The following is a 21,569-nucleotide window of genomic DNA, read 5'->3' on the forward strand; positions in this document are numbered from 1 at the left end:
ACACGGCAGGAGTGTGCCGCCGTCGGCGGCCACTCCACATTGAGTCGGATTTACGTCGAGGCAGACTCAGGTTGCCGGTCAATGCGCGATAGCAGCAATCGATCCAGCAACCAGACGACCACCAGCGAAGCCCCCACCAACGGGAACACCACCGCCAGCGCCAACATGATTACCACGCCGGTTTTCCATTTCGGCAAGTCATGACGCAGCGGCGGTACGCCGAATTTGCCCTGTGGCCGGCGCTTCCACCAGATCACCACCCCGCTGACGGCACTGAGCAGAATCATCAGGCAGATCAGCAGCACGACGATCTGGTTGAAGGTGCCGAACATCTTGCCTTCGTGGAGCATCACGCCGATTTCCGTGGCCCGCGCCACAGTGCCGTAGTGTTCGAAACGCACATCGGCGAGGACCTTGCCGGTGTACTGATCGACATGCAGGGTCGCATCGTTGCGCGGGTCATCGGCGAACACAGCGATGGTGAACACACCGGTGGCGGTGGTCGGCAGGGTGATGCTGTAGCCCGGCTCGACCTTGCGTTGGGTAGCAATGTTTTGCACGTCTTGCAGGCGGATGGCGGGTGCTGCGGGGCCGGCGTTGCTGGCGCCGTGGTTCATGTGTTCGGCGTGGTCGCCGGACATCGGCATCGGCGTGTTTTCCATCGCCCATGGCACGGTCTGGCGGGTGGCGGTGTTAAGGGTTCGGGCCTCGATGTCGGAGGTCGGCACGTTGTCCCACATCGCCGCCGGGAACACGTTCCACACCTGGGCGTATTGCTTGCCCCAGAAACCGGTCCAGGTCATGCCACTGAGCAACATTACCAGCAACAGTGTGGCGCCCCAGAACCCGGTGACCGCGTGCAGATCACGCCACAATACGCGACCGCGACTGTTCAGCCGTGGCCACAAAATCCCCGCGGCCTGACCGCGTGGCCACCACAGAAAAAGTCCCGACACCACCAGCACCACGCCCCACCCGGCGGCCATTTCGATGAGGCGGTCACCGACGGTGCCAATCATCAATTCACCGTGGATGGCGCGGGCGATGGCTTGCAGGTTCTGTTTGGCATCCTGTTCGCCGAGGATGTCGCCGTGGTATGGATCGACGAATACGTTGAGTTCGTGGCCGGCGTTCTTCACCACAAACTGTGCGCTGCGCTCGGCGTTGACCGGTGGCAGGTATTGGGTGACCTGGCCTTGTGGATAAGCGCTTTTCACCCGCTGCAGCAGGTCATCGGCCGGGACAGTGTGATGGCCGGCGGGGACATTGAGCAGGCTGCTGTACATCAACGAATCGAGCTGCGGTTTGAACAGATAAATGATGCCGGTCAGGGCCAGCATCACCATGAACGGGGCGACGAAGAGACCGGCGTAAAAATGCCAACGCCAGGCCAGGTTGTAGAAATTCGGTTTGGGCTGTTTCATCACGTGTGCTCCGCTTGGCTTGGATCTTCTAGTTGTCATTGGCGGTTGCTGCGCAACCGATCGCGAGCAGGCTCACTCCTACAGTGGGAGCCAGCCTGCTGGCGATGCTGTTAGAAACTCATGTCGACCTTGGTCCAGAGCGTGCGCCCCGGCTCATTGATCGCTTGCGGGTCATTGGCCGGGTAGCCGAATCCGGCGTTGCCCGCCAGGTTCAGGTGTTCGGCGTAAGCCTTGCCGAACAGGTTGTCGACGCCGCTGCTGACCTTCCAGTTCTTGTTGATCCGGTAGGCACCGTTGAGTGAGAACACGCCGAAGCCCGAACTCTTGTCGTAATCCTTGCCGACCACGTTGCCCTTGTTCTGATCGATACGATTTTGCGCGGCAACCACCCTCCAAAGTGCACCGGCGCTCCAGTTGTCTTCGCTATAGGTCAGGCCGAAACGCGCATCCAGCGGCGGCATCTGTGGCAGAGCCTTGCCGTCACTGCTGTTCTTGCCCCAGGCGTAGGCCAGGGTCGCATCGGCTTTCCAGTGGTCGGTGAGTCTGTACGCGGCACCGAGTTCACCGCCCATGATTCGCGCGTCAATGTTCTCGGCGCGCGAGGTGCTCATGCCCATCATTGCCGGGGTGTAGTCGAAGAGGATGTAGTCGCGTACCACGCCGACATAACCCGAGGCCCAGGCTTCGAGGTCGGCGCTCTTGTAGTTCACGCCGAAGTCGAACTGAGTGGTCTTTTCCGGTTTGATCGAATCGAACGCGTTGACCGATCCTGCCGGGCCGGATTTGGGCGAAAACAGCTCCCAGTAATCCGGGAAGCGTTGCGCGTGACCGAGACCCGCATAAAGCGTGGTCGGACTGTCGGCGAGGTCATGCTCGTAGCGGATGAACCCGCTGGGCAGGGTGTCGGCGCGGGTATCGTCGGCGGTCGGGTTGGGGCGGGACATCATTCCCGAGCCGGTGGTTTGCCGGTAATCCTTGGCTGAAGCGCGGTCGACGCGGGCGCCGCTGATCAGCCGATCACGGTCGGCGGCGTACCAGGTCATTTCGCTGAACACGCCATAGTTATGGAAATCGGCGTCCTTGCTGTACGGCTGATCCTTGTAGGTATCGATGCCCATGCCGCTGCGCTGGCGGTGTTCGTTGGTCTGCGCGTCGAGGCCGGTGATCAGCTGAATATCAGCCCAGCGCCAGGTGGCTTTGATCCGCGCGCCGAGGGTGCGGCGGTCGACATTGGACGCCATTGGGCCCGCCATCATCCCGGTGCCGGACGGCGTGCGCAGGGTGTAGTTGTCCATCACGTGGTCGGCGTAGTTGTAGTAGACCTGCGCTTCGAGTTTCTCCAGCACGTCAGTGATGTTGGATTTTTCGAAACGCAGGCCGAGGCTTTCGCGTAGGAATTGCGAGCCGTCCATGCCGCGTCCGGCGTAGCGCGCTTCGCCATCGCCCTTGCCGGCGGTGAGTTCGATCAGGGTGTCGGCGTCCGGGGTCCAGCCCACTGCGATGTCGCCGTTCCACTTGTCGTAGCGTGAGGCGACGATGTCGTTGTTGCCATCGCGGTAATCGTCGGAATGCGCGGTGTTGCCGATTACTCGCACGTAGCCCAACGGCCCGCCGGCAGCGGCATCGACAACCTTGTCAAAACGTCCGTGGGAGCCGGCCAGAATGCTTGCGTTCACGCGGGTGCCGAGTTCGCCGAAGCTCTCTGGCTCACGATCGAACAGCACCGTACCCGCCGACGCGCCGGGGCCGTAAAGCACCGTTTGCGGGCCTTTGATCACGGTGAGTTTGTCGTAGGTTTCCGGCGAGATATACGAAGTCGGCGCGTCCATTCGGCCGGGGCAGGCGCCGAGCATCATGCTGCCGTTGGTGAGGATGTTCAGGCGCGAACCGAACATGCCGCGCAGCACCGGATCGCCGTTGGTGCCGCCATTGCGCACCAGCGCAAAGCCCGGAATGGTCTTCAGATAATCGCCGCCATCACTGGCCGGCACCGGTTGGCGCGGGTCTTTGGGGTTGGTGACGATGGTCAGCGGTGAGCTTGGGGTGATCGCGGTAATCACCGTAGGGCTCAGTTGTTCCTGGTGGCCGGCGTGATCATCGGCCAGTACCAGCGGTGACAGCAGGACGCCGCAAAGGACGGCGGTAGCGTGCCTGAAACGAACCCGCGATTCGTTCAGAGCGAAGGACGCCGGGGCAACGCCCGAGCGTGGAACAGCAGAAAACCTGGACATGACAATTTCCATCAAACAGTCGTAAACGACACGGCCGGCAGCCTGAAGCTGTCTTCTCAACCGTGTGCAATCAAAGGTGCGTGTTTACGCTGCGATGGGCGGGGCGCGGGTGCGGGCGCCGGGGAAGAAGGTCTGCCGGGCGTGGCCCAGGCGCGGGGAGGGCGGGGTGAAGGTGTTCAGCGGCGGGATATTGAAAGCGACGAAATCGCCGCCACCGGTCAGTGCCGGGCAATTGAACAGCAGGCTGCAGTAGCCGCACTTTTCCCACAGCACGTGGTGCGAGGATTGCGGTGGGCAGTGTTCGGCGCTCGGTTTTGCATCATGGCCCGCGTGATCCATGCCCGGCATGTCCATCGACATGTCCATGCTCATCGGCATCGATGTCGAGGCGTGCTGATCCATCGGCATCGACTGAGAAATCAGTGGGCCGATGAAGATCATCAACATGGCGAACAGGGCGATCCAGCTGCCGCGAGTCAGGTGTTGAGTCTGACGGCGTTGCCGGGAGGGCCTGGCGCTCAGCGGGCGCATGGGCGGAGTCTGCCGGAAGGCTTACTGGGCGTGCGCGTGGGCCTGTGTGGTTTCCGGCGGTTTCTTCTGCACCGAGACTTCGACGGTGACGTCACCGGCCTTGTCGAAATGCAGCGTCAGCGGGAAGCGCTTGCCGTCGCTGAGCAGGCTGCGGTCTTTCGGGTTGAGCAGCATCACGTGATAGGCCATTGGCGCAAACGTCACGTTGCCGCCGGCCGGAATGGCCACGCTCGGCACTTGCTGCATCTTCATCAGATCGCCCTGCATCACGTGTTCGTGCAGTTGCGCTTCCGGAGCGATGGGCGAATCGACGCTGAGTAAACGATCGTCAGTCTTGCCAGCGTTGTGAATGATGAAATAGGCGGCGACCGTCGGTGCGTTCGGCGGCAACTCTTGCGACCACGGATGGGCGATCTCAAGTTCCCCAACTTTGTATTCGTGAGCATGGGCAAAGCACGCCGGCAACAGCAGCGCAGCGACGATGATGAGTTTGTTCAACATGGCAGTTCTCCAGAACGATTTGAAACGCAGGTCAATTGCGCGAACAAATCAAACCAGAGGGGAAGCGCGGGGATTGAGACTCGGCCATTGCTGGCGCGGCGTGGGTGTTTGCAGCAAGGCGGGCGCCACACTGCGATTGCTTTCATAGCGGGCGAAATACAGCTGCGGGGAATGCCCCGGCAGCGCCACCAGTGGCGCCGAGCCTGAGCAGCACCAGCAATGCTGCATGTTCGAATGATTGTCGTTGCTCGGGGCCTTTTGATCGGTGGTGCCGATGTTGATCGCAACCATCTTCGTCCCGCTGCCGGTGCAGAAACTGCTCCAGAGCAACTGTTCGGCCGGTGAATTGGCCGCCTGCGCCATCGCTCCCGTCATCGGCATGGCGAGCATGTTGAACAGCACTGCAAAGCAGGCGATCCAGGCAATTGCTAGCCGGTGTCGGTTCATGGGACAGATCCATTGGGTGGGCGATCAGGCGCGGCTATTTAGCCTGATCAGGGCCGATAAGTAAAAAAGCGTCGTGCGGTTTGGTGTCGCAGCGCCTTCACAGTGTTACGGCATGCAATCGCAAACCCAGAGCCTTCATGACTTTCATGATAGTTGCGAATTCGGGATTGCCAGTGCTACTGAGCGCTTTATAAAGACTTTCGCGGCCCAAACCTGCATCCCGCGCCACTTGTGTCATGCCTTGAGCTCGGGCGATGTCATTGAGTGCTGCACGAATCAGAACGCCATCGCCTTCATCGTCGTCAAAACAGGCATCCAGATATGCCGCCATATCCTCGGGAGTCTTGAGGTACTCGACGGCGTCAAAACGGGCGAATTCTTCGGTCATGATTTACTCCTCATTTCCGATGTTATGAGCCATTTGCACGGCGCGTTTGATATCTCTCTTTTGTGTCGATTTGTCGCCCCCGATCAACAGCAGATAAATCACTTCGCCTTTACGTGTGAAGTACATTCTGTAACCAGGGCCGTAATGAACACGCATTTCATAAACGGTGTCACCGACGAAGCCGCAATCGCCGAAGTTGCCATGTTCGGCTGTTTTAATCCTGGAGATGATTCGGCCTTTCCCTTTGATGTCTTTTAAGGAGTCGAGCCATTCGGAAAATATGCGGGATCGTTCAAAAGCGATCATGTCGGGATCGTATTCCTTGGGATACAAGCTGGCAAGCCGCTTTTCTCGGCTGGCTGCTTGTGGGGATTAAAGGAACCGAAGTATTGGAGTGAGGGTGTAGTGAAGAACAGTCGGCTGCGTCCTCAAAATTTGCAGGTAAATTCACAGATAAATACGGAATGATGAAAAGTCTTACGACGTCAGGGCTTCAAGGACTTCAGACGCTGATCGAAACTCCCGATCAACCCCCGGCAACCCCGGTCGCTTCAACACAACCACCGGCACCCCACGCTCGCGCGCCACTTCCAGCTTCGGCTCGGTGGCGGTGCTGCCGCTGTTCTTGCTGATCAACACATCGATCTGCCGCCGCTCAAACAGCGCTCGCTCATCTTCAAGCAGAAACGGCCCCCGCGCGCCGATCACTTCGCAGCGTTCGTTGCCGGGGTAGACGTCGAGGGCGCGCAGGGTCCAGAACTGCTCAGCAGGGATTTCTTCGAGGTGTTGCAGCGGTTCGCGGCCGAGGGTGAATAAGGGGCGGCGAAACGGTTTGAGGGCGGTGATCAACTCGGCCCAGTCGCTGACTTCACGCCAGTCATCACCGGGCTGCGGCTGCCATGCCGGACGGCGCAGCGCCCAGCAGGGGATGCCGGTCAGTCGCGCGGCGGTCGCGGCGTTCTGGCTGATCTGTGCGGCATAGGGATGCGTGGCGTCGAGCAACAGTTCGATGCCTTCGTCACGAATGAATTGCGCCAGACCCTCAGCGCCACCGTAACCACCGACGCGCACCTGACAGGTCAGATCCGTCGGCACCCGGCCAACACCGGCGAGGCTGTAGATATGTTCTGGCCCAAGCGTGCGGGCAATCGCCAGTGCCTCAGTGACGCCGCCGAGCAGCAAAATCCGCTTCATGCAAAACCTCCGGCCTGTCCGACAATGCCGCCCTGACGATCAATCGCAAACACCTCGACCTGCACCTGCGGCGGCACCACGCTGCGGGCGAAATTCAACGCATGGCGGCAGACCTCATCACCGAGGGCGATCCCCGCCGCACTGGCCATGGCCAATGCCTGCTGGCTGGTATTGGCCTCACTAATGCTTTGCTGCAACGCCTCTTCGGCACCAATCGCCGCGGCCCACTCAGCCAGTTGCGGCAAGTCGATACTTGAATGCCGCGAGTGCAGATCCATGTGTCCGGCCGCCAGTTTGCTGATCTTGCCGAAGCCGCCGCACAGGCTGAGTTTATCCACAGGCACTTTGCGCAGATGCTTGAGCACCGCGCCGACGAAGTCGCCCATTTCGATCAGGGCGATTTCCGGCAGGTTGTAGACCCGGCGCATGGTGTCTTCGCTGGCATTGCCGGTGCACGCGGCGATGTGCAGATAACCATTGGTTTTCGCCACATCGATGCCTTGATGGATCGAGGCGATGTAAGCCGCGCAGGAAAATGGCCGGACGATGCCGCTGGTGCCTAGGATCGACAAACCGCCAAGAATGCCCAGCCGTGGATTCATGGTTTTCAGCGCCAGCGCTTCGCCGCCCTCGACGTTGACCGTGACGTCGAAGCCGCCGGCATAACCGGTTTCGGTGGCAAGCAGTGTCAGGTGATCACTGATCATCTTGCGTGGCACCGGGTTGATTGCCGGCTCGCCGACACCCAGCACCAGTCCCGGCCGCGTTACGGTGCCCACGCCGGCGCCGGCATTGAAACGAATCCCCGGTTCACTCAGCAGCCGCACGCGCGAATAGAGCAACGCGCCGTGAGTCACGTCGGGATCGTCGCCAGCATCCTTGATCGTGCCGGCCTCGGCGCCATCATCGGTCAACCGGCAGAACTCCAGACGCATCTGCACTTGTTTGCCTTTGGGCAAGACGATCTGCACCGCATCGGCCGCCAGTCCGCTGAGCAACAGGCGCGCGGCGGCCAGGCTGGTCGCGGTGGCACAGCTACCGGTGGTCAGGCCGCTGCGCAGGGGCGCGGGTTGTTCGGCGGTTTCGTCACGCATCGAGGGGTTTGACCAGATCGAGCAGGGTGATCGGCAGCGCCTGGCGCCAGGTGTCGAACTCGCCGAGCGGCTGCGCTTGGGCGACATGGATACGCGTCAGCTCGCCGCCGAAGCATTCGCGCCAGTTCATCAGGGCCATTTCGCTTTGCAGCGTCACCGCGTTGGCGACCAGACGGCCACCGGGTTTGAGCTGTTCCCAGCAGGTTTCGAACACGCCCTCTCGGGTGACGCCGCCGCCGATGAATATGGCGTCCGGGCGTTCCAGTCCCGCGAGTGCCTGCGGTGCCTTGCCGCGAATCAGTTGCAGGCCCGGCACGCCCAGTGCATCGCGGTTGTGCTCGATCAATTGCTGGCGACCATCATCGGCTTCGATGGCCAAGGCGCGGCAGCTCGGGTGCGTACGCATCCACTCGATACCGATCGAACCGCTACCGGCGCCGACATCCCAGAGCAGTTCGCCGGGGGTCGGGGCGAGGCGGGCGAGGGTGATGGCGCGCACGTCGCGTTTGGTCAACTGGCCGTCATGCTGGAAGGCCGAATCCGGCAGTCCGGCGAGACGCGAAAGGCGCGGGGCCTGTGCGTCGGCCAGACATTCGATGGCGATGACATTGAGGTCGGCCACGGACGCGGTATTCCAGGCATTGGCGGTGCTGTCGATGCGCCGTTCGGCGTCACCGCCAAGATGCTCAAGCACGCTCATGCGACTCGAACCGAAGCCGCGCTCGCCGAGCAATTGCGCGACCGCCGCCGGGCTCTGGCCATCGTTGCTCAGCAACAACAGGCGCACGCCGCTGAACAATTGCGCATTGAGCGCCGCCAGCGGTCGGGCCACCAGCGACAGCGTCACCACCTCCTGCAATGGCCAGCCGAGACGGGCGGCGGCCAGCGCGCAGGACGACGGGGCGGGCAGGATCAGCATCTCTTCACTTGGCACCTGGCGGGCGAGGCTGGCACCGACGCCGTAGAACATCGGGTCACCGCTGGCCAATACGCAAACTGCTTCGCCACGCTGTTCCAGCACCGGTGCGAGGGAGAACGGGCTCGGCCACAACTGGCGTTCGCCGCGAATACACACCGGCAGCAAATCCAGTTGACGCTGGCCTCCGACGATCCGCGAGGCGCCCAGCAGGGCACGCCGGGCGTTTTTGCCCAAGCCCTTGAAGCCGTCTTCACCGATTCCCACTACCGTCAGCCAGGGTGACATCTATATTCCTCTAAACACGCCGTTCCGACGGGCAGTCTTTTCATGCCAGCGGACAAAGCAGGCATAATACCGCGCCTTCGCCCGCGAAGCGCCTTTCCCACGCAGCCGGTCAGCCCCTTGAACGAACGCCCGATGTCCACCGCCTTACGCCCCTCGGCCTGCCCGGGGTTGCTGCGTATCGTCCAGGCACTGGACGGCGGCATCTGCCGGATCAAGCTCAATGGCGGTTCGATCAGCGCCGATCAGGCCGACGCGGTGGCCGATGCTGCCGAACAGTTCGGCGCGGCGATCGAGGCGACCAACCGTGCCAATCTGCAGATTCGCGGGATCGGTGAGCAATCCGCAGCGCTGATCGAGCGTCTGCTCGCCGCCTGCCTTGGCCCGCGCACGGCGGCCGGTGACGATGTGCGCAACCTGATGCTCAGCCCCGCAGCCGGCATTGATCGGCAGATGCAGATCGACACGCGCGGCCTCGCCGGGCAGATCCTCGATACTTTGCAAAGCCATCCACGGTTCCACGAGCTGAGCGCCAAATTCGCCGTGCAACTGGATGGCGGTGAAGCGCTGGCGATGCTCGAACATCCCCACGACCTGTGGTTGTCGGCGTTCGCGCGTTACGGTGAGCCCTGGCTGGCGTTCGGCCTGGCCGGATGCCCGACGGATCGTGCGGTCGGCGCGGTGGCGCTGGAGCACGGCCATGCGTTGGTGGTGGCGGTGCTGGAGTTGTTCCTGGCGTTGGCGCGTCCCGAGCAGACGCGCATGCGTCATTTGCTCGATGAATTGCCGATGCCGGCGTTTCTGCAACAACTGAGCGCACGTTTGCCGATCAAGCCGATCAGCGATTGGCAGCGCACCGCCGTGGCGGACGATCTGCACATCGGTGTTCATCCGCAAAACACTGCGGGTCAGGTGTATATCGGTGCGGTGCCGGCGCTGGGCCGTCTCGATCCGGCGATGCTGCGCGGGGCTGCGCAACTGGCCCGCCAGTTCGGCAATGGCAGCCTGCGTTTTACGCCTTGGCAAAGCCTGCTGGTGCCGGACGTCAAAGCAAGTGATGCGGCTCAGGTGCTGGAAGGCCTTGAGCACCTGAACCTGTTGACCCGCGCTACCGAGCCCCTCGCACGCCTGATCGCTTGCACCGGTGCCAGTGGCTGCGGCAAAGGCCTGGCCGACACCAAGCAGGACGCCCGCCATCTGGCGACGCTGCTGCCCACGGCCGTCAACGTGCATCTCAGCGGCTGCATGCGCTCGTGCGCCGCCGCCCACTGTGCCCCGGCGACGTTGCTGGCCGTCAGTGCCGGTCATTACGACCTCTATTTTCGCGATGCAACGCAGCCGGGTTTCGGCGCGCTGCACGCACGCAACCTTACTATTGAAGCGGCCGCGACCCTGCTCGCCGCCCGCTCTCGGAGCCCCTTTGATGCTTGATTACATCCGCGATGGTCAGGAGATTTATCGCAACTCCTTCGCGATCATTCGCCGCGAGGCCAATCTGGCGCGCATCCCGGCCGATCTGGAAAAACTCGCGGTGCGGGTGATTCACGCCTGCGGCATGGTCGAGGCCATTGACGGTCTGCAGTTCTCCGAAGGTGCGGGCAAGGCCGGGCGCGATGCGCTCGCCGCCGGTGCGCCGATCCTCTGCGATGCGCGGATGGTCTCCGAAGGTGTGACCCGTGCGCGCCTGCCGGCCAACAACGAAGTGATCTGCACCTTGCGTGACGAGAGCGTGCCGGAGTTGGCGCGCGAGCTGGGCAACACCCGTTCCGCCGCCGCACTGGAGCTGTGGCGTCCGCATCTGGAAGGCAGCGTAGTGGTAATCGGCAACGCGCCGACCGCACTGTTTTATCTGCTGGAAATGCTTGACGCCGGCGCACCGAAACCGGCGCTGATCCTCGGCTTCCCGGTCGGCTTCGTCGGTGCCGCCGAGTCGAAAGCCGCCCTGGCCGCCGACAGCCGTGGCGTGCCGTTCGTGATCATGCAAGGCCGCCTCGGTGGCAGCGCCATGGCCGCCGCCGCCGTCAATGCCCTCGCCACGGAGATCGAATGATGCAGGCCAAAGGACGTTTGCTTGGCCTGGGCGTCGGCCCGGGGGATCCGGAGCTGATTACCGTCAAAGCCCTGCGCCTGCTGCGCGAATCGCCGGTGGTGGCGTACTTCGTTGCCAAGGGCAAAAAGGGCAACGCGTTCGGCATCATCGAAGCGCATCTGCAACAGGCGCAGAACCTGTTGCCGTTGGTCTACCCGGTGACCACCGAAGCGCTGCCGGCGCCGCTGTCCTATGAGCAGGTCATCAGCGATTTCTACGACGAAGCCGCCGAGACGCTCGCCGCACACCTGGATGCCGGTCGCGATGTGGCGGTGATTTGTGAAGGTGATCCGTTCTTCTACGGCTCCTACATGTACCTGCACGATCGCCTCGCCACTCGTTATGAAGCCCAAGTGGTGCCGGGCGTGTGCTCGATGCTGGGCGGCGCTTCGGTGCTCGGCGCGCCGCTGGTGTATCGCAATCAGAGCCTGTCGGTGCTCTCGGGCGTGTTGCCCCATGAAGAGTTGAAGCGGCGTCTGGCCGATGCCGACGCGGCGGTGATCATGAAGCTGGGGCGCAATTTCCCCAAAGTGCGTCAGGTCCTCGAAGAACTCGGTCTGGCCGAACGCGCGCTTTATGTCGAGCGCGCGACCATGGCCAATCAGAAAATCGTGCCGATGGATCAGGTCGAGCCGATGTCGTCGCCGTACTTCTCGCTGATCATCGTGCCGGGCGAACGGTGGCAAGGCTGATGACTCAATCCACGCCAGCAATCGTCATTCTCGGTCAGGGTAGCCTGGCCACCGCGCGGCGCATTCAACAGGTCTATCCGGCAGCGCAGATCCACGGCCTCGCCGGGCGCGTCGAAGGCGCCGATTGCACGTATCAGGAGTTCGGCGCGACCCTGCGCGCGCTGTATCAGCAGGACACGCCGATCATTGCCCTGTGCGCGGCCGGCATCGTCATCCGTACGCTGGCGCCGCTGTTGCTGGAAAAGGGCGCCGAGCCTGCGGTACTCGCCGTGGCCGAAGACGGCAGCGCCGTGGTGCCGCTGTTGGGTGGCCTCGGCGGGGTGAATGTCATGGCGCGCGACATCGCTGCCGGGCTGCAAGTCGCAGCCGCGATCACCACCAGCGGCGAGTTGCGTTTTGGCACGTGCCTGCTCAACCCTCCGACCGGTTACGCCCTGGGCGATCTGGAACTGGGCAAGCGTTTTGTCTCCGACCTGTTGGCCGGTCACAGCGTGCGCATCGAAGGCGCGGCGCCGTGGCTGGATCAGGCGCAATTGCCGGAAGATCCGCAGGCGCAGCGTTCGATTCATGTCGGCAGTGTCGCGCGTGAAGCGAGTGCCAATGAGTTACTGATCTATCCACGCAGCGTGGCGCTGGCGGTGAGTGCCGAAACAGCTGATCTGGCGAATGCCGTTCGCCGGGCGTTGCAGCAGGCGCAAATCGCCGTGCAGTCGCTGGCCTGTCTGTTGGCCAGCGAGACGCAAATGGCTGCACCAGTTTTGCGTGAAGCGGCGCTTGAGCTGGGTGTGCCGCTGCGCTTCGTTGCGGCGCAAAGCGACATCGAAACTCTGGCACGTGCCGCAGTGCCTGAGGCTAAAGTTGTGGTCAGCCACGGCATGGCGATCGCGGTCGCCGAACAGCCTTTGGAGGTTTCCAGCATTGGCCGGCCCCGCGGCCGTCTCGCCGTGATCGGCCTCGGCCCCGGCGCTGCCGAACTGATGGTGCCGGCAGTCAAAGCCGAACTGGCCCGCGCCACCGATGTGCTCGGCTACGAAACCTACGTACGCATGGCCGGGCCGTTTCGCGACGATCAAGTGCAGCACTGCACCGATAACCGCGAAGAGATGCAGCGCGCCCGTCACGCCTTCAGGCTGGCCGCCGAGGGGCGCTCGGTGATTGTTGTGTCATCGGGTGATCCCGGCGTGTTCGCCATGGCGGCGGCGGTGCTCGAAGCCTTGCACGAGTCGACGGACCCGGCGTGGCACAGCGTCGATCTGGAAATGCTCCCGGGTGTTTCCGCTTCGCTGGCCACAGCGGCACAGGCCGGTGCGCCACTGGGCCATGACTTCTGCGTGATGTCGCTGTCGGACAATCTCAAGCCTTGGTCGATCATCGAAAAACGTCTGGATCTGGCCGCTGAAGCGGATCTGGCGTTGGCGTTCTACAACCCGATCTCCCGGGCGCGTCCGTGGCAACTGGGCCGGGCGCTGGAGATTGTCGCGCAGCATCGCGCACCTGAAACCCCCGTGGTGTTGGGCCGCGACATCGGCCGTCCGGGCCAGACCCTGCGCACCACGACACTCGGCGCCTTAACCCCCGAGCAAGTGGATATGCGCACCATGGTGTTGATTGGTTCTTCGACCACCTGCACCTTCCCGCGCGGCGACGGCGGCGTCTGGGTTTACACCCCGCGCTGGTACGGTGAAAAACCCGGGGCGTGAGAATGTCGTGTTGAGCGTCCAGCGCAGTTGTAAGCAACTGCGTGAGACGTGATATCCGGTTAACGCTTCGGATTGAATCATCCCGCTCGAACACAAGGCCGCCAATCTTCTGGATTGGCGGCCTTGTGCGTTTGTGCGCCGGTAAGAAACCAGGCAATTCATTGCCACATGGTTCAAGCGCAAACCCCGAGTGTTATTGGCTGTTTCACTGGACATCGTTTGAGTTTGTTCGGGTTTGAGCGTGGTACTCCAGTTCAATAGTTTCGTGGCGAACGAAGCCGTTATGGAAGAAGTGCCACGATGAAAACCAACAAGCCGTACGAAATCCTTTCCGTCAAAGACTTCTCGCAACTGCAGCGGGCGCTGAGCGAGTTTGCCGGCAGCGCTGAATACAAGGTGTTGCTGTCGCACTATGAACTGGCCAGACAAACCGCTGATGACCCGCAGCGACTGCTGTTGATCAAGCTGTTTCAGGAGACGCTGGAGTCGTTGCTCCAACGCAGGACTCAGCCCGTTTCCGAAGCCATCAGCCAGATCAGATCGGATCTGGTCAAGTCTGTCGCCAGGCTGGAGGACACACACGCCATGCTCCATGGCGTGGCCAGGCCCGTGGCGAAAATCATGCACTTTGTCTGGGTGGGCGGCAGTGAAGTCGGGGCCAATCAGCGCGACTACATGAACATCTGGCGCCAGGTGCTGGAGCCGCAGGGTTACCGCTTCAACCTCTGGTACGACAGTGATGCGTTGCTGGCCTTTGAAATGAACCGGGTGATCCTCGACAGCGCCAGAGTGGATGCGCTGGAGTCGGGCGGTGACAAGGTCAGCAAGGCTTTTCAGTTGTCGCAGATGATCGAAGACCGTGCGCGGGTGTTGAAGCAGCAGATGTTCGCCCACCTTCAGCAAGCCCAGTGGCGGGGGCGAGCCGACGAAGCGCGTATCGACTTGATGGTGCGTGCCTACGGCAAGGATCGGGCGACGCTCGAAGCCTTTCGCCAGCGCTGCCTGCAGACGCATCAGGCGATGCTCGGAGCGGACCTGCAATTGCGCGATGTCGGCGACGAATTTGCCGGGCACTTTTTGCAGGATGTCTATCAGCGCGAGGTGGCCATGCGCGGCAATTTTGCCGCAGCGAGCGATGTCGTGCGCCTGCAGGCCGAATACCTCGAAGGTGGCCGTTACAGTGACATGGATTACTTGCCGCCACTGGCGGACACGCTGGCCGGCGTCGATATTCTCAGCGTCGGCGAAGAAGGCCGAATCGGCGTTTTGCAGTTGCTGTTCAACCACAATGAAGCGTTGATGCCGGGACGCGACCGCCAGCGGTATCTCGACCGCACTGACAAAATCCCGCCCGAACACCTCGAGGCATTGACGGCGTTTGCCCGTGAGCAACACCCGCTAAGCGAGATCTTTGTCGCACCGCAAGATCACGCGGTGCCGCAGGACTCGATGCGTTTGGGCACGGCCTATGGCTTGCCGGACTGGGCGGAAATGAATGCGCACATGCTGGCCCATCCCGGCAGTGCCATGACCCTGGCGTACATGCAGATGATCCGCCTCAATTATGACTGTCTGCTGGAAGTGGAGCGGCGTGCGGCGCTCGCCGGCATCGACGCGCCGGATCAGGCACGGATGTTTGATGTGGTCGAGAATGTGGTCAACGAAGCTCAGGCGCAGGGCAAACTGCCTGAAGCGCAAGGCGAGGTGTTCCGCTCCAGATTGATCGACGCGATTTTTACCTATTACCGCGATGGCATTCGCCTTGAAGCCCGCGGCACCATCACCCTGACCGGCCCGGGGGCCGCCGCGGCCGCGCTGCTCAAATACATAGAGCAGCACCTGCAACCCGATCGACATGTGCAGATCCGTGAGCGCCTGAAGTTGCTCGAAGGCTACAACACCCACACCGAGGAGGAGATGATCTCCGGCTGGACCGTCGATGGTAAGGCCGAGCAATGGTTGCTTGAGGAGCGGGAAAAGTGGCAGAACGGCAAACTGAAATCGCGCTACGTCGGCCAACTGGCGGATCTGCTGAAAGCGCACACGCTAACCTTCAAGCAGGGCTGGCCGGTCATCGAAGGCCAACCGGTGATGTTGACCTCGGTATTGCAGCCACTGATGGACGATCTGGGCGAGCCCTTCCTGCGCGCGATGCAGGAGAAGTTGAGCGGCGACATGACGTTCAATTCAGCGATCTCCATCGGTTTCGACAGCCGTGAGCAGATTCGCGCGCAAACAGTCCGTGAGATTCCGCTTTCCCATGGCGCGGAGCCTACCCGCAATCTCAATGAGTTGTTCACCCTCGTTGCCCATGGCTCGCTGGCGGTTGAGCAACTCAGCCCGTTGCAACGCGTCATCCTCGGCGGGATGTTGGGGGCAAACAGTCTGGATGCCGCCGGGTTTGCCCCGGTCTGGCAGAGCGTTATGGACATCGCTCGGGAAACCGCTGAGGGCGGTTTGTTCGCCCGTTACCACGCGATCGAAAAGGCCCTGATTCAGCAGGCGTCGCCGACCTTCGAGGCGGGGCTTGCCGGCGCGAGCATCCACGGCACGCACACGGCGCGCGAACTCAAGGCGTTGGCGATGAGCGAACCGCTGACGCTGAAACAGTGGGGCGAGCGCATCGGACAGATCAATCGCACGGCACAGCGTGAATACCACAGGCACATTTTCAAGCGGGGTGGCCAGGTGCGGGAGGTGTTGTTCCAGTCCGGTGCCGTGTCTGTCAGGCAGCTGCCGCAGGATTTGTTGAGGCGCAGCACGGGCGACCCGGGACGCCGTTGCTATCCGCTGGCATTGTTGATGGCCGCCGCCGTGGCGGCTGGCGGGTTGGCCGAGCGTGCACTGATCGGACGTGTGGCCAATGCCAGCCTGAGGCCGGAAGACGTTGATTCGCGGGCGTTGCTCAGTGCGCTGGATGAGCTGGGCGAGGTCTCCGGGCGTGCGATCGGACAGGCTCGTGGCCGGCAAAACCTCGACAGCGTGATGCAGACACTGGAAGCGAAAACCGCCCCCGGCGTCCTGCTGCTCGATACAGGCAATCACGCTTTGCTGGTAGCCAAAGTGCAAGTGGATGAGCAAACGTTCTATCGCTTTTATGATCCCAATTTTGCGATTTATGGATTTGCCGCCAGCGCAGAAATGAAGCAGGGCGTGGCACGCTATTTAAGTGACGACGGCAACACTTTGGCGAAGTTGTACGGCCTGACTGACATCGGCACTGCGCAATTCGATGTAATCGAACTGGACACCGTAGCGCTCGCCGAGCGGACATTGTCGTCCGGGTTGCGCGTCGAGAGTTTTTTGCAAACCGCAGCGCTCGCCGATCCTCAGGCGGCTTCGATCTGGGCCAGGCAAGCTGTCGCACGCACGCGCTCACTCAGTGAAAACGCGCGGCTGGGGGCTAGCCTCGCGCAGTTGGACGCGCGTTACTGGGCGCAGGAATTTGATCAGGCGACCCGGCAATTACGCGCTGAACACACATTGGGTCGCGACTATCTGCCGCTGCTGGAAACGCTCAAGGCAAACCCGGACGCGGGTTATTCGCTGACGCTGGTGGATGTGCAAAACCCGGCCAGATCATTGACGGTCGGCACCGCCGATGCGCGGTTCTACAGGCTTAAGAAACACCTTCAACGTTTGGTTATCGCATTGACGGGCAAGCCGAGTGCCGCGGTCGAAGCCGACGGCGGCAGTCGTCTGAGTTTCGCCTTCGCGATCCAGGCGTTGGTCACTGAAATGCGCCATCGTGACTATCAGGTTGATGGCGAGCGGGCGCCGGTTCTGTCGATAGCCCTGCAAGTGCAGGTCTATTTCAACTATGCGCAGTTGGGTTTCGGCGTATTGAGCGACACGGCCCAGACGATCAATCTGGTGCGTCAGGTGGCGGCCAGCGAACGGGCATTGACGCTTGGTCAGTCGTCGTTATCCGGGCGTGTGCTGGGGCGTGCCACCACGGCAGGCGGATTGGTATTTTCGCTCGCCAACATCGGCTTCGATCTCCACAACCTGTCGGTCGCCGAGAACCACGAGCAACGCTCGCGGTTCTCCACCTCACTGGTATTCAACGTTGCGGCATTGGGGCTGGATGTTGTTGCTTTGGCGGCTGGCGGGGCGGTGGGCACGGCAGCGGCCGTTCTCTCGGTGCCGCTGCTGGGTGTCGGCATTGGGGTGACGGCGATTGCCAGCAACCTGGGACAGATCAGGGACAAGGCGACGGCGGTGGGCAATCATCTGCGGGCGATCGGTCATGCTTACCGGCGCGGTGCCTACACCTTGAAGGATGGCGTGCTGCAATTTCCCGCAGAGGCGGTCATCGTCAGTCTGAACCTGCAAACCAATGACGTGCGCTTCGACAGCCAGAAGTTTTACCCCTGGACGGGCGGGCCACTGGAACTGCCGCAGTACAACGATGACCCGCAGGCTATTCACCTGTCCCTCGATATCCGCCAGGCACTGGGGCTGCCCGAGGTCGTTCATCTTTACCGTGACGAAACCGACAGGCTCGAGACGCTGGTGCTGCCGTGCACGCCGATCTGCCATTACGGTTACGAGTATCAGTTGAAGGGGCTGGGCGGGTACACCTACGAACCCCTTCCCGGCGAGGTCGGGGACGCTGGCGACATCCCTGCTGAAACCCGCTACCCGCAAGTGACGGATCGCATGGCGGACACGCTGGAGTATGACCAACACGGAAACCGGCGCTTTTATCTCACCAGCAACCCGTCGCTGCCGCACATTCTGTACACGCTGCATCCGGTCTATCAACCGACAGACATCAGCGTGGTGCTCGACAGTCAGGTACGCCAGTTGGTGGTGCCGACGCTGGAAGCGCCAGTGCAGAACAAAATTTCCTACGCGATCACCGCTCCTGCTGGGCACTATCAGGTGCGTCTGGTACCCGGCATTGTGGCGGTCAGATTTCATGGCCCTGCCAAGTGGATCGTGCAGGCGACCTGGGCTTGCCTGGAACAGGTCAGATTTGCCGCCCCGAATCGGGAAAATGATGATGAAGTCCAACTGATGGTTGATGGCACGTTGCTGTCGGTTTTCGCTGGCTTGATCGAACTGGCCGAGGGCCTGTTCCGGGTCGATGGGTGGGAGCGCTGCCTTCGCTTACAGTCGGTCACCCTTGATGAGCAAAGCCGCCTGCCGCAAATACTGGCGATGTTGCGCCAGCACGCCCGCGAAGGCCGATTGGTCGCAAATGCTGTGGCGCTGTACAAATTCCGCATGCCCGCCGCCATGGTGGTGACCACCGCCTGGTATGACGCGACCAGTGATCGTCTGTTGTACGCGCGCAATCTGCCGAGCGCGGTGAACGAGGGGCTGCTGTTGGGCGGCGCCAGTGCCCGCCATGCCTGGTTCTACCATCCGCAACGGGCGACGGTCTGGCGTGTCGACGCGATCACCGGCACGGTTGTGCATCGCTACCGCTTGATGAACCCCGCGAGCGGGTCGCACATCATGGGTTGTGTCCAGGACGCCGATGGCAGTTTGCGAGTGTTGCAACGCTTGCTGATCGACGCCCGGATAACTGAAACCGAAACCACACTGGAGTATCGCCTCAGCGATGCGGCCGTGGTCCTGACGGGCATCAAGTCATCGTTTATCGAGGAACCCACCGCGCGTCCCGGGCAGGGCGACTTGCATCACTTCACGACCTTCGGCGCGTATAACGATGAAACCCCGGGCATGGCCAATGCCATCAGCACCTGGGTATATGCAGCGTTCGTTTACGCGCGCACCTACTACTTCGAAGGATTGCGCCGGCGTGCCTGGGTCAACAAACGCACCGGCCACTATTTTTCGGCGGGGTTGGGCAGTGAGGCGGACATGGTCATGTTGATGCCGGCCGATCCGCAGAGCGGTGCGCTGCTGTTCTACAGCAAGCAAGCGCAGACCATCAGTCAAGGGGTGGAGCCGAGGGTGGGGCAATTCATCAATCGGGTCATCGAGCGCGATATTGTCGACGTCACCCAAACGTACGGAAGCTACATTGCCACCAAGGCCGACGGCCGCCTCTTCGAGGTCGACACCAGCATCAAAGATGAGCAGTGGACGGACGGCATTCCCACGCCGAACATTCTGAAATTTGCCGGCCTCGGCCAGCGCTGGCTACAGCTCAACTCCGACTGGCTGGACGCCTTGCCGGCGCTGGCAAAAGTCTACAAAGCCGAACCTTTTCCGCTCATCGGATTGGGCAATGGGGCGGGTCATGCATTTCTGCCGGCGTGGTGCATCGAGGAGCAATTCGTCGTGTCGAACATCGGACCTGAAGTGCAGTTGACGCCGTTGGGACTGACGCCGGACAAACAGGCCGCATGGTTGCTGGAGGGTTCGACCGGGCGGCTTTATCGCCAGCCGACGATTGCCATCGAGGCATTGCGCGTCGCGTTTGCTGCTGGGCCGCAGCGCGTGAGCCCCGGGCAGTTGCCCATGGCAGAAAAGATCTGGCCGCAGTGGTCATTTGTTCACGTGCTGAGGCATGGACAAGGTCTGCTCGGGCAAACCCGCGACGGGGTCAATGTCGAACTGCACGATCAGCAGCCAGCGCGGATCATCAGCGTGGAAAATCGCTGGTCGCACGTGCAGGGGCAGACGGCCGAGCAGTGGCGTACGCGCTTGAAAGCACTGCTCGCGGGGCAGGTCCACGCGCAGGTCGTGCCGGTCGAACATACCGGCACGCGCTACACGTATTACCTGCCTGCAACGGATCGCTTGTTTGAGGTCACCGCCCGCCATGCGCGACAGTGGCCGACGTTTCTTGGCACGCGCCAAAACACCGCTGCGCTGCTATTCGACGCAGTTGACGGACTTGTCTTCAGCACAGGCCCGGTCGATCCTGATCCTGTCTGGATTCCGGGCTGCCACGCGCACCGCGAAGGCGAGGTGTTGTCCCTGTCCTTGAGCGATAACGTGACCGATGTCTGCGCATTGTTGCCCGATGGCATCGACACACTGATTCTGGCCTTCGGTTCCCGGGAAACCGGGTATTGCATCACCGACGAAACCTGGCAGCGTCTGGATTGCATCGTGGTCGATACGCGGCTGGCAGCGGACGACGATGGTCCGGGCACGAACCTGCTGTTCCTCGACATGGCTGACTGCGCGCGCCTTTTGATGTCGCGGGTTGAAGGGCATCTGGTGATTGCCGACCCGGACAGTGCAAGCACGCTGATTGTGCGGGATGTCGAGCCGCAGGGCGGCGAGGAAAACACGCCAATGGAAATAACAGTCCGGCTCGATGAGCGGGTCCACTGCACGTTTACTCTCGCTGATTGGTTGCAGCGTTTTGCGCAGGTACAGGGCGCTAATGCCGTGGTCAGTCTGAACGAGCTGATCGAGGCAGCGCTTTGAGTCAACGACCGATGTAGAAAGTAAAAGGGCCGTGAAGAGTAAATTCACGGCCCTTTGCAAGAAGTGTACGGACGTATTCGATGCGCTTGTTCAGGGCACCAAATAGCCTTTGACCCCTGTAAAAATGATCTGCGCCGCCAAGGCGCAAACAAACAATCCCATCAAACGACTGACGATCTGCAAGCCCTGATCGCCCAGAATCCGCTCGATACGATTCGACAGATACAGCACCACGCCGACGGTGAAACTGGCCAGGGCAATACTCATGATCGCGGTGAGTTTGTCGTCCCAGTGCGGCTGGCTGACGCCCATTACCAGCAAGGCACCGATGGTGCCCGGGCCGACCGTCAGCGGGATGGTCAGCGGCACGATGGTGACGTCCTGCTGCACATTGTCGGCCTGTACCGCCGGTTTGCCCTGCGCCATCCCCAGTGCCGAAATGAACAGCACACTGCCGGCGCCGATGCGAAACGCATCCACGGTGATGCCGAACACATCGAAAATCACCCGCCCGAACAAATACAGTAAAACGCTGGAGACCAGCGTGGCCACGGCGACTTTCCAGGCCAGCCGCCGTTGTTCCTTGCGCGAATAACCGCGGGTCAGGCTGATAAAGCACGACAGCACGAAGAACGGGCTGTAGAGCACCAGCATCTTCAGGTAAACGCTGAACAACACATGGAGCATGGTGCAAGCTCACTGGCGAGGGAATTCGTGG

At 61.8% G+C, this 21,569-nt stretch carries 16 protein-coding genes; 5 read left to right on the top strand and 11 right to left on the bottom strand.

What is annotated here, in order from left to right:
* Positions 1 to 50 precede the first annotated feature (50 nt).
* The 10 genes from AB4N74_RS27025 to cbiE form a co-directional block, all read right to left on the bottom strand.
* A complete protein-coding gene (locus AB4N74_RS27025) occupies positions 51 to 1,424 on the bottom strand; it encodes a PepSY-associated TM helix domain-containing protein (RefSeq protein ID WP_099757875.1) in 1,374 nt (457 codons plus the stop codon).
* 110 nt (positions 1,425 to 1,534) lie between these two features.
* Complete coding sequence (locus AB4N74_RS27030; RefSeq protein ID WP_460097778.1) at positions 1,535 to 3,655, bottom strand: TonB-dependent copper receptor; 2,121 nt, start codon at positions 3,653 to 3,655, stop codon at positions 1,535 to 1,537.
* 84 nt (positions 3,656 to 3,739) lie between these two features.
* On the bottom strand, positions 3,740 to 4,186 hold the full coding sequence (locus AB4N74_RS27035) for a DUF2946 domain-containing protein (protein WP_186620966.1): 447 nt from the start codon (positions 4,184 to 4,186) through the stop codon (positions 3,740 to 3,742).
* A 21-nt stretch (positions 4,187 to 4,207) separates the two neighbouring features.
* On the bottom strand, positions 4,208 to 4,687 hold the full coding sequence (locus AB4N74_RS27040) for a copper chaperone PCu(A)C (RefSeq protein WP_460089706.1): 480 nt from the start codon (positions 4,685 to 4,687) through the stop codon (positions 4,208 to 4,210).
* 48 nt (positions 4,688 to 4,735) lie between these two features.
* On the bottom strand, positions 4,736 to 5,134 hold the full coding sequence (locus tag AB4N74_RS27045) for a DUF2946 domain-containing protein (RefSeq protein ID WP_460097780.1): 399 nt from the start codon (positions 5,132 to 5,134) through the stop codon (positions 4,736 to 4,738).
* Between the two features lie 97 nt (positions 5,135 to 5,231).
* A complete protein-coding gene (locus AB4N74_RS27050; RefSeq protein WP_093430232.1) occupies positions 5,232 to 5,522 on the bottom strand; it encodes an addiction module antidote protein in 291 nt (96 codons plus the stop codon).
* Between the two features lie 3 nt (positions 5,523 to 5,525).
* Positions 5,526 to 5,828, bottom strand: coding sequence for a type II toxin-antitoxin system RelE/ParE family toxin (locus AB4N74_RS27055; protein WP_093430233.1), 303 nt, complete (start codon positions 5,826 to 5,828; stop codon positions 5,526 to 5,528).
* Positions 5,829 to 5,999: 171 nt separating this feature from the next.
* On the bottom strand, positions 6,000 to 6,716 hold the full coding sequence (locus tag AB4N74_RS27060; protein ID WP_257356928.1) for a cobalt-precorrin-6A reductase: 717 nt from the start codon (positions 6,714 to 6,716) through the stop codon (positions 6,000 to 6,002).
* Positions 6,713 to 7,810 (bottom strand): cobalt-precorrin-5B (C(1))-methyltransferase, encoded by a 1,098-nt coding sequence (locus tag AB4N74_RS27065; protein WP_460097783.1) that lies wholly within the window; start codon positions 7,808 to 7,810, stop codon positions 6,713 to 6,715. Before AB4N74_RS27065 ends, AB4N74_RS27060 begins: the two co-directional genes overlap by 4 nt.
* Positions 7,803 to 9,014, bottom strand: coding sequence for a precorrin-6y C5,15-methyltransferase (decarboxylating) subunit CbiE (gene cbiE / locus AB4N74_RS27070; RefSeq protein WP_460097785.1), 1,212 nt, complete (start codon positions 9,012 to 9,014; stop codon positions 7,803 to 7,805). Before cbiE ends, AB4N74_RS27065 begins: the two co-directional genes overlap by 8 nt.
* Positions 9,015 to 9,146: 132 nt before the next feature.
* On the opposite strand from cbiE, the gene cobG reads away from it, so the two are divergent.
* From cobG to AB4N74_RS27095, 5 genes are all read left to right on the top strand, one after another.
* Positions 9,147 to 10,442, top strand: a complete 1,296-nt coding sequence (gene cobG / locus AB4N74_RS27075; protein WP_460097786.1) for a precorrin-3B synthase — start codon at positions 9,147 to 9,149, stop codon at positions 10,440 to 10,442.
* Positions 10,435 to 11,061 (top strand): precorrin-8X methylmutase, encoded by a 627-nt coding sequence (locus AB4N74_RS27080; protein WP_093430238.1) that lies wholly within the window; start codon positions 10,435 to 10,437, stop codon positions 11,059 to 11,061. Before cobG ends, AB4N74_RS27080 begins: the two co-directional genes overlap by 8 nt.
* Complete coding sequence (locus AB4N74_RS27085; RefSeq protein ID WP_371857758.1) at positions 11,058 to 11,792, top strand: precorrin-2 C(20)-methyltransferase; 735 nt, start codon at positions 11,058 to 11,060, stop codon at positions 11,790 to 11,792. The genes AB4N74_RS27080 and AB4N74_RS27085 overlap by 4 nt, the downstream gene beginning before the upstream one ends.
* The gene (cobJ, locus tag AB4N74_RS27090) at positions 11,792 to 13,492 is read left to right on the top strand and encodes a precorrin-3B C(17)-methyltransferase (RefSeq protein WP_460097789.1); all 1,701 of its coding nucleotides are present in this window, start codon (positions 11,792 to 11,794) and stop codon (positions 13,490 to 13,492) included. Before AB4N74_RS27085 ends, cobJ begins: the two co-directional genes overlap by 1 nt.
* A 300-nt stretch (positions 13,493 to 13,792) precedes the next feature.
* Positions 13,793 to 20,851, top strand: a complete 7,059-nt coding sequence (locus AB4N74_RS27095; protein WP_460097791.1) for a TcdA/TcdB catalytic glycosyltransferase domain-containing protein — start codon at positions 13,793 to 13,795, stop codon at positions 20,849 to 20,851.
* Between the two features lie 90 nt (positions 20,852 to 20,941).
* Here AB4N74_RS27095 and AB4N74_RS27100 read toward each other — a convergent pair whose 3' ends face one another.
* Positions 20,942 to 21,538, bottom strand: coding sequence for a MarC family protein (locus AB4N74_RS27100; protein ID WP_025111770.1), 597 nt, complete (start codon positions 21,536 to 21,538; stop codon positions 20,942 to 20,944).
* Positions 21,539 to 21,569 lie beyond the last annotated feature (31 nt).

Source organism: Pseudomonas sp. H3_C08 (assembly GCF_054669455.1).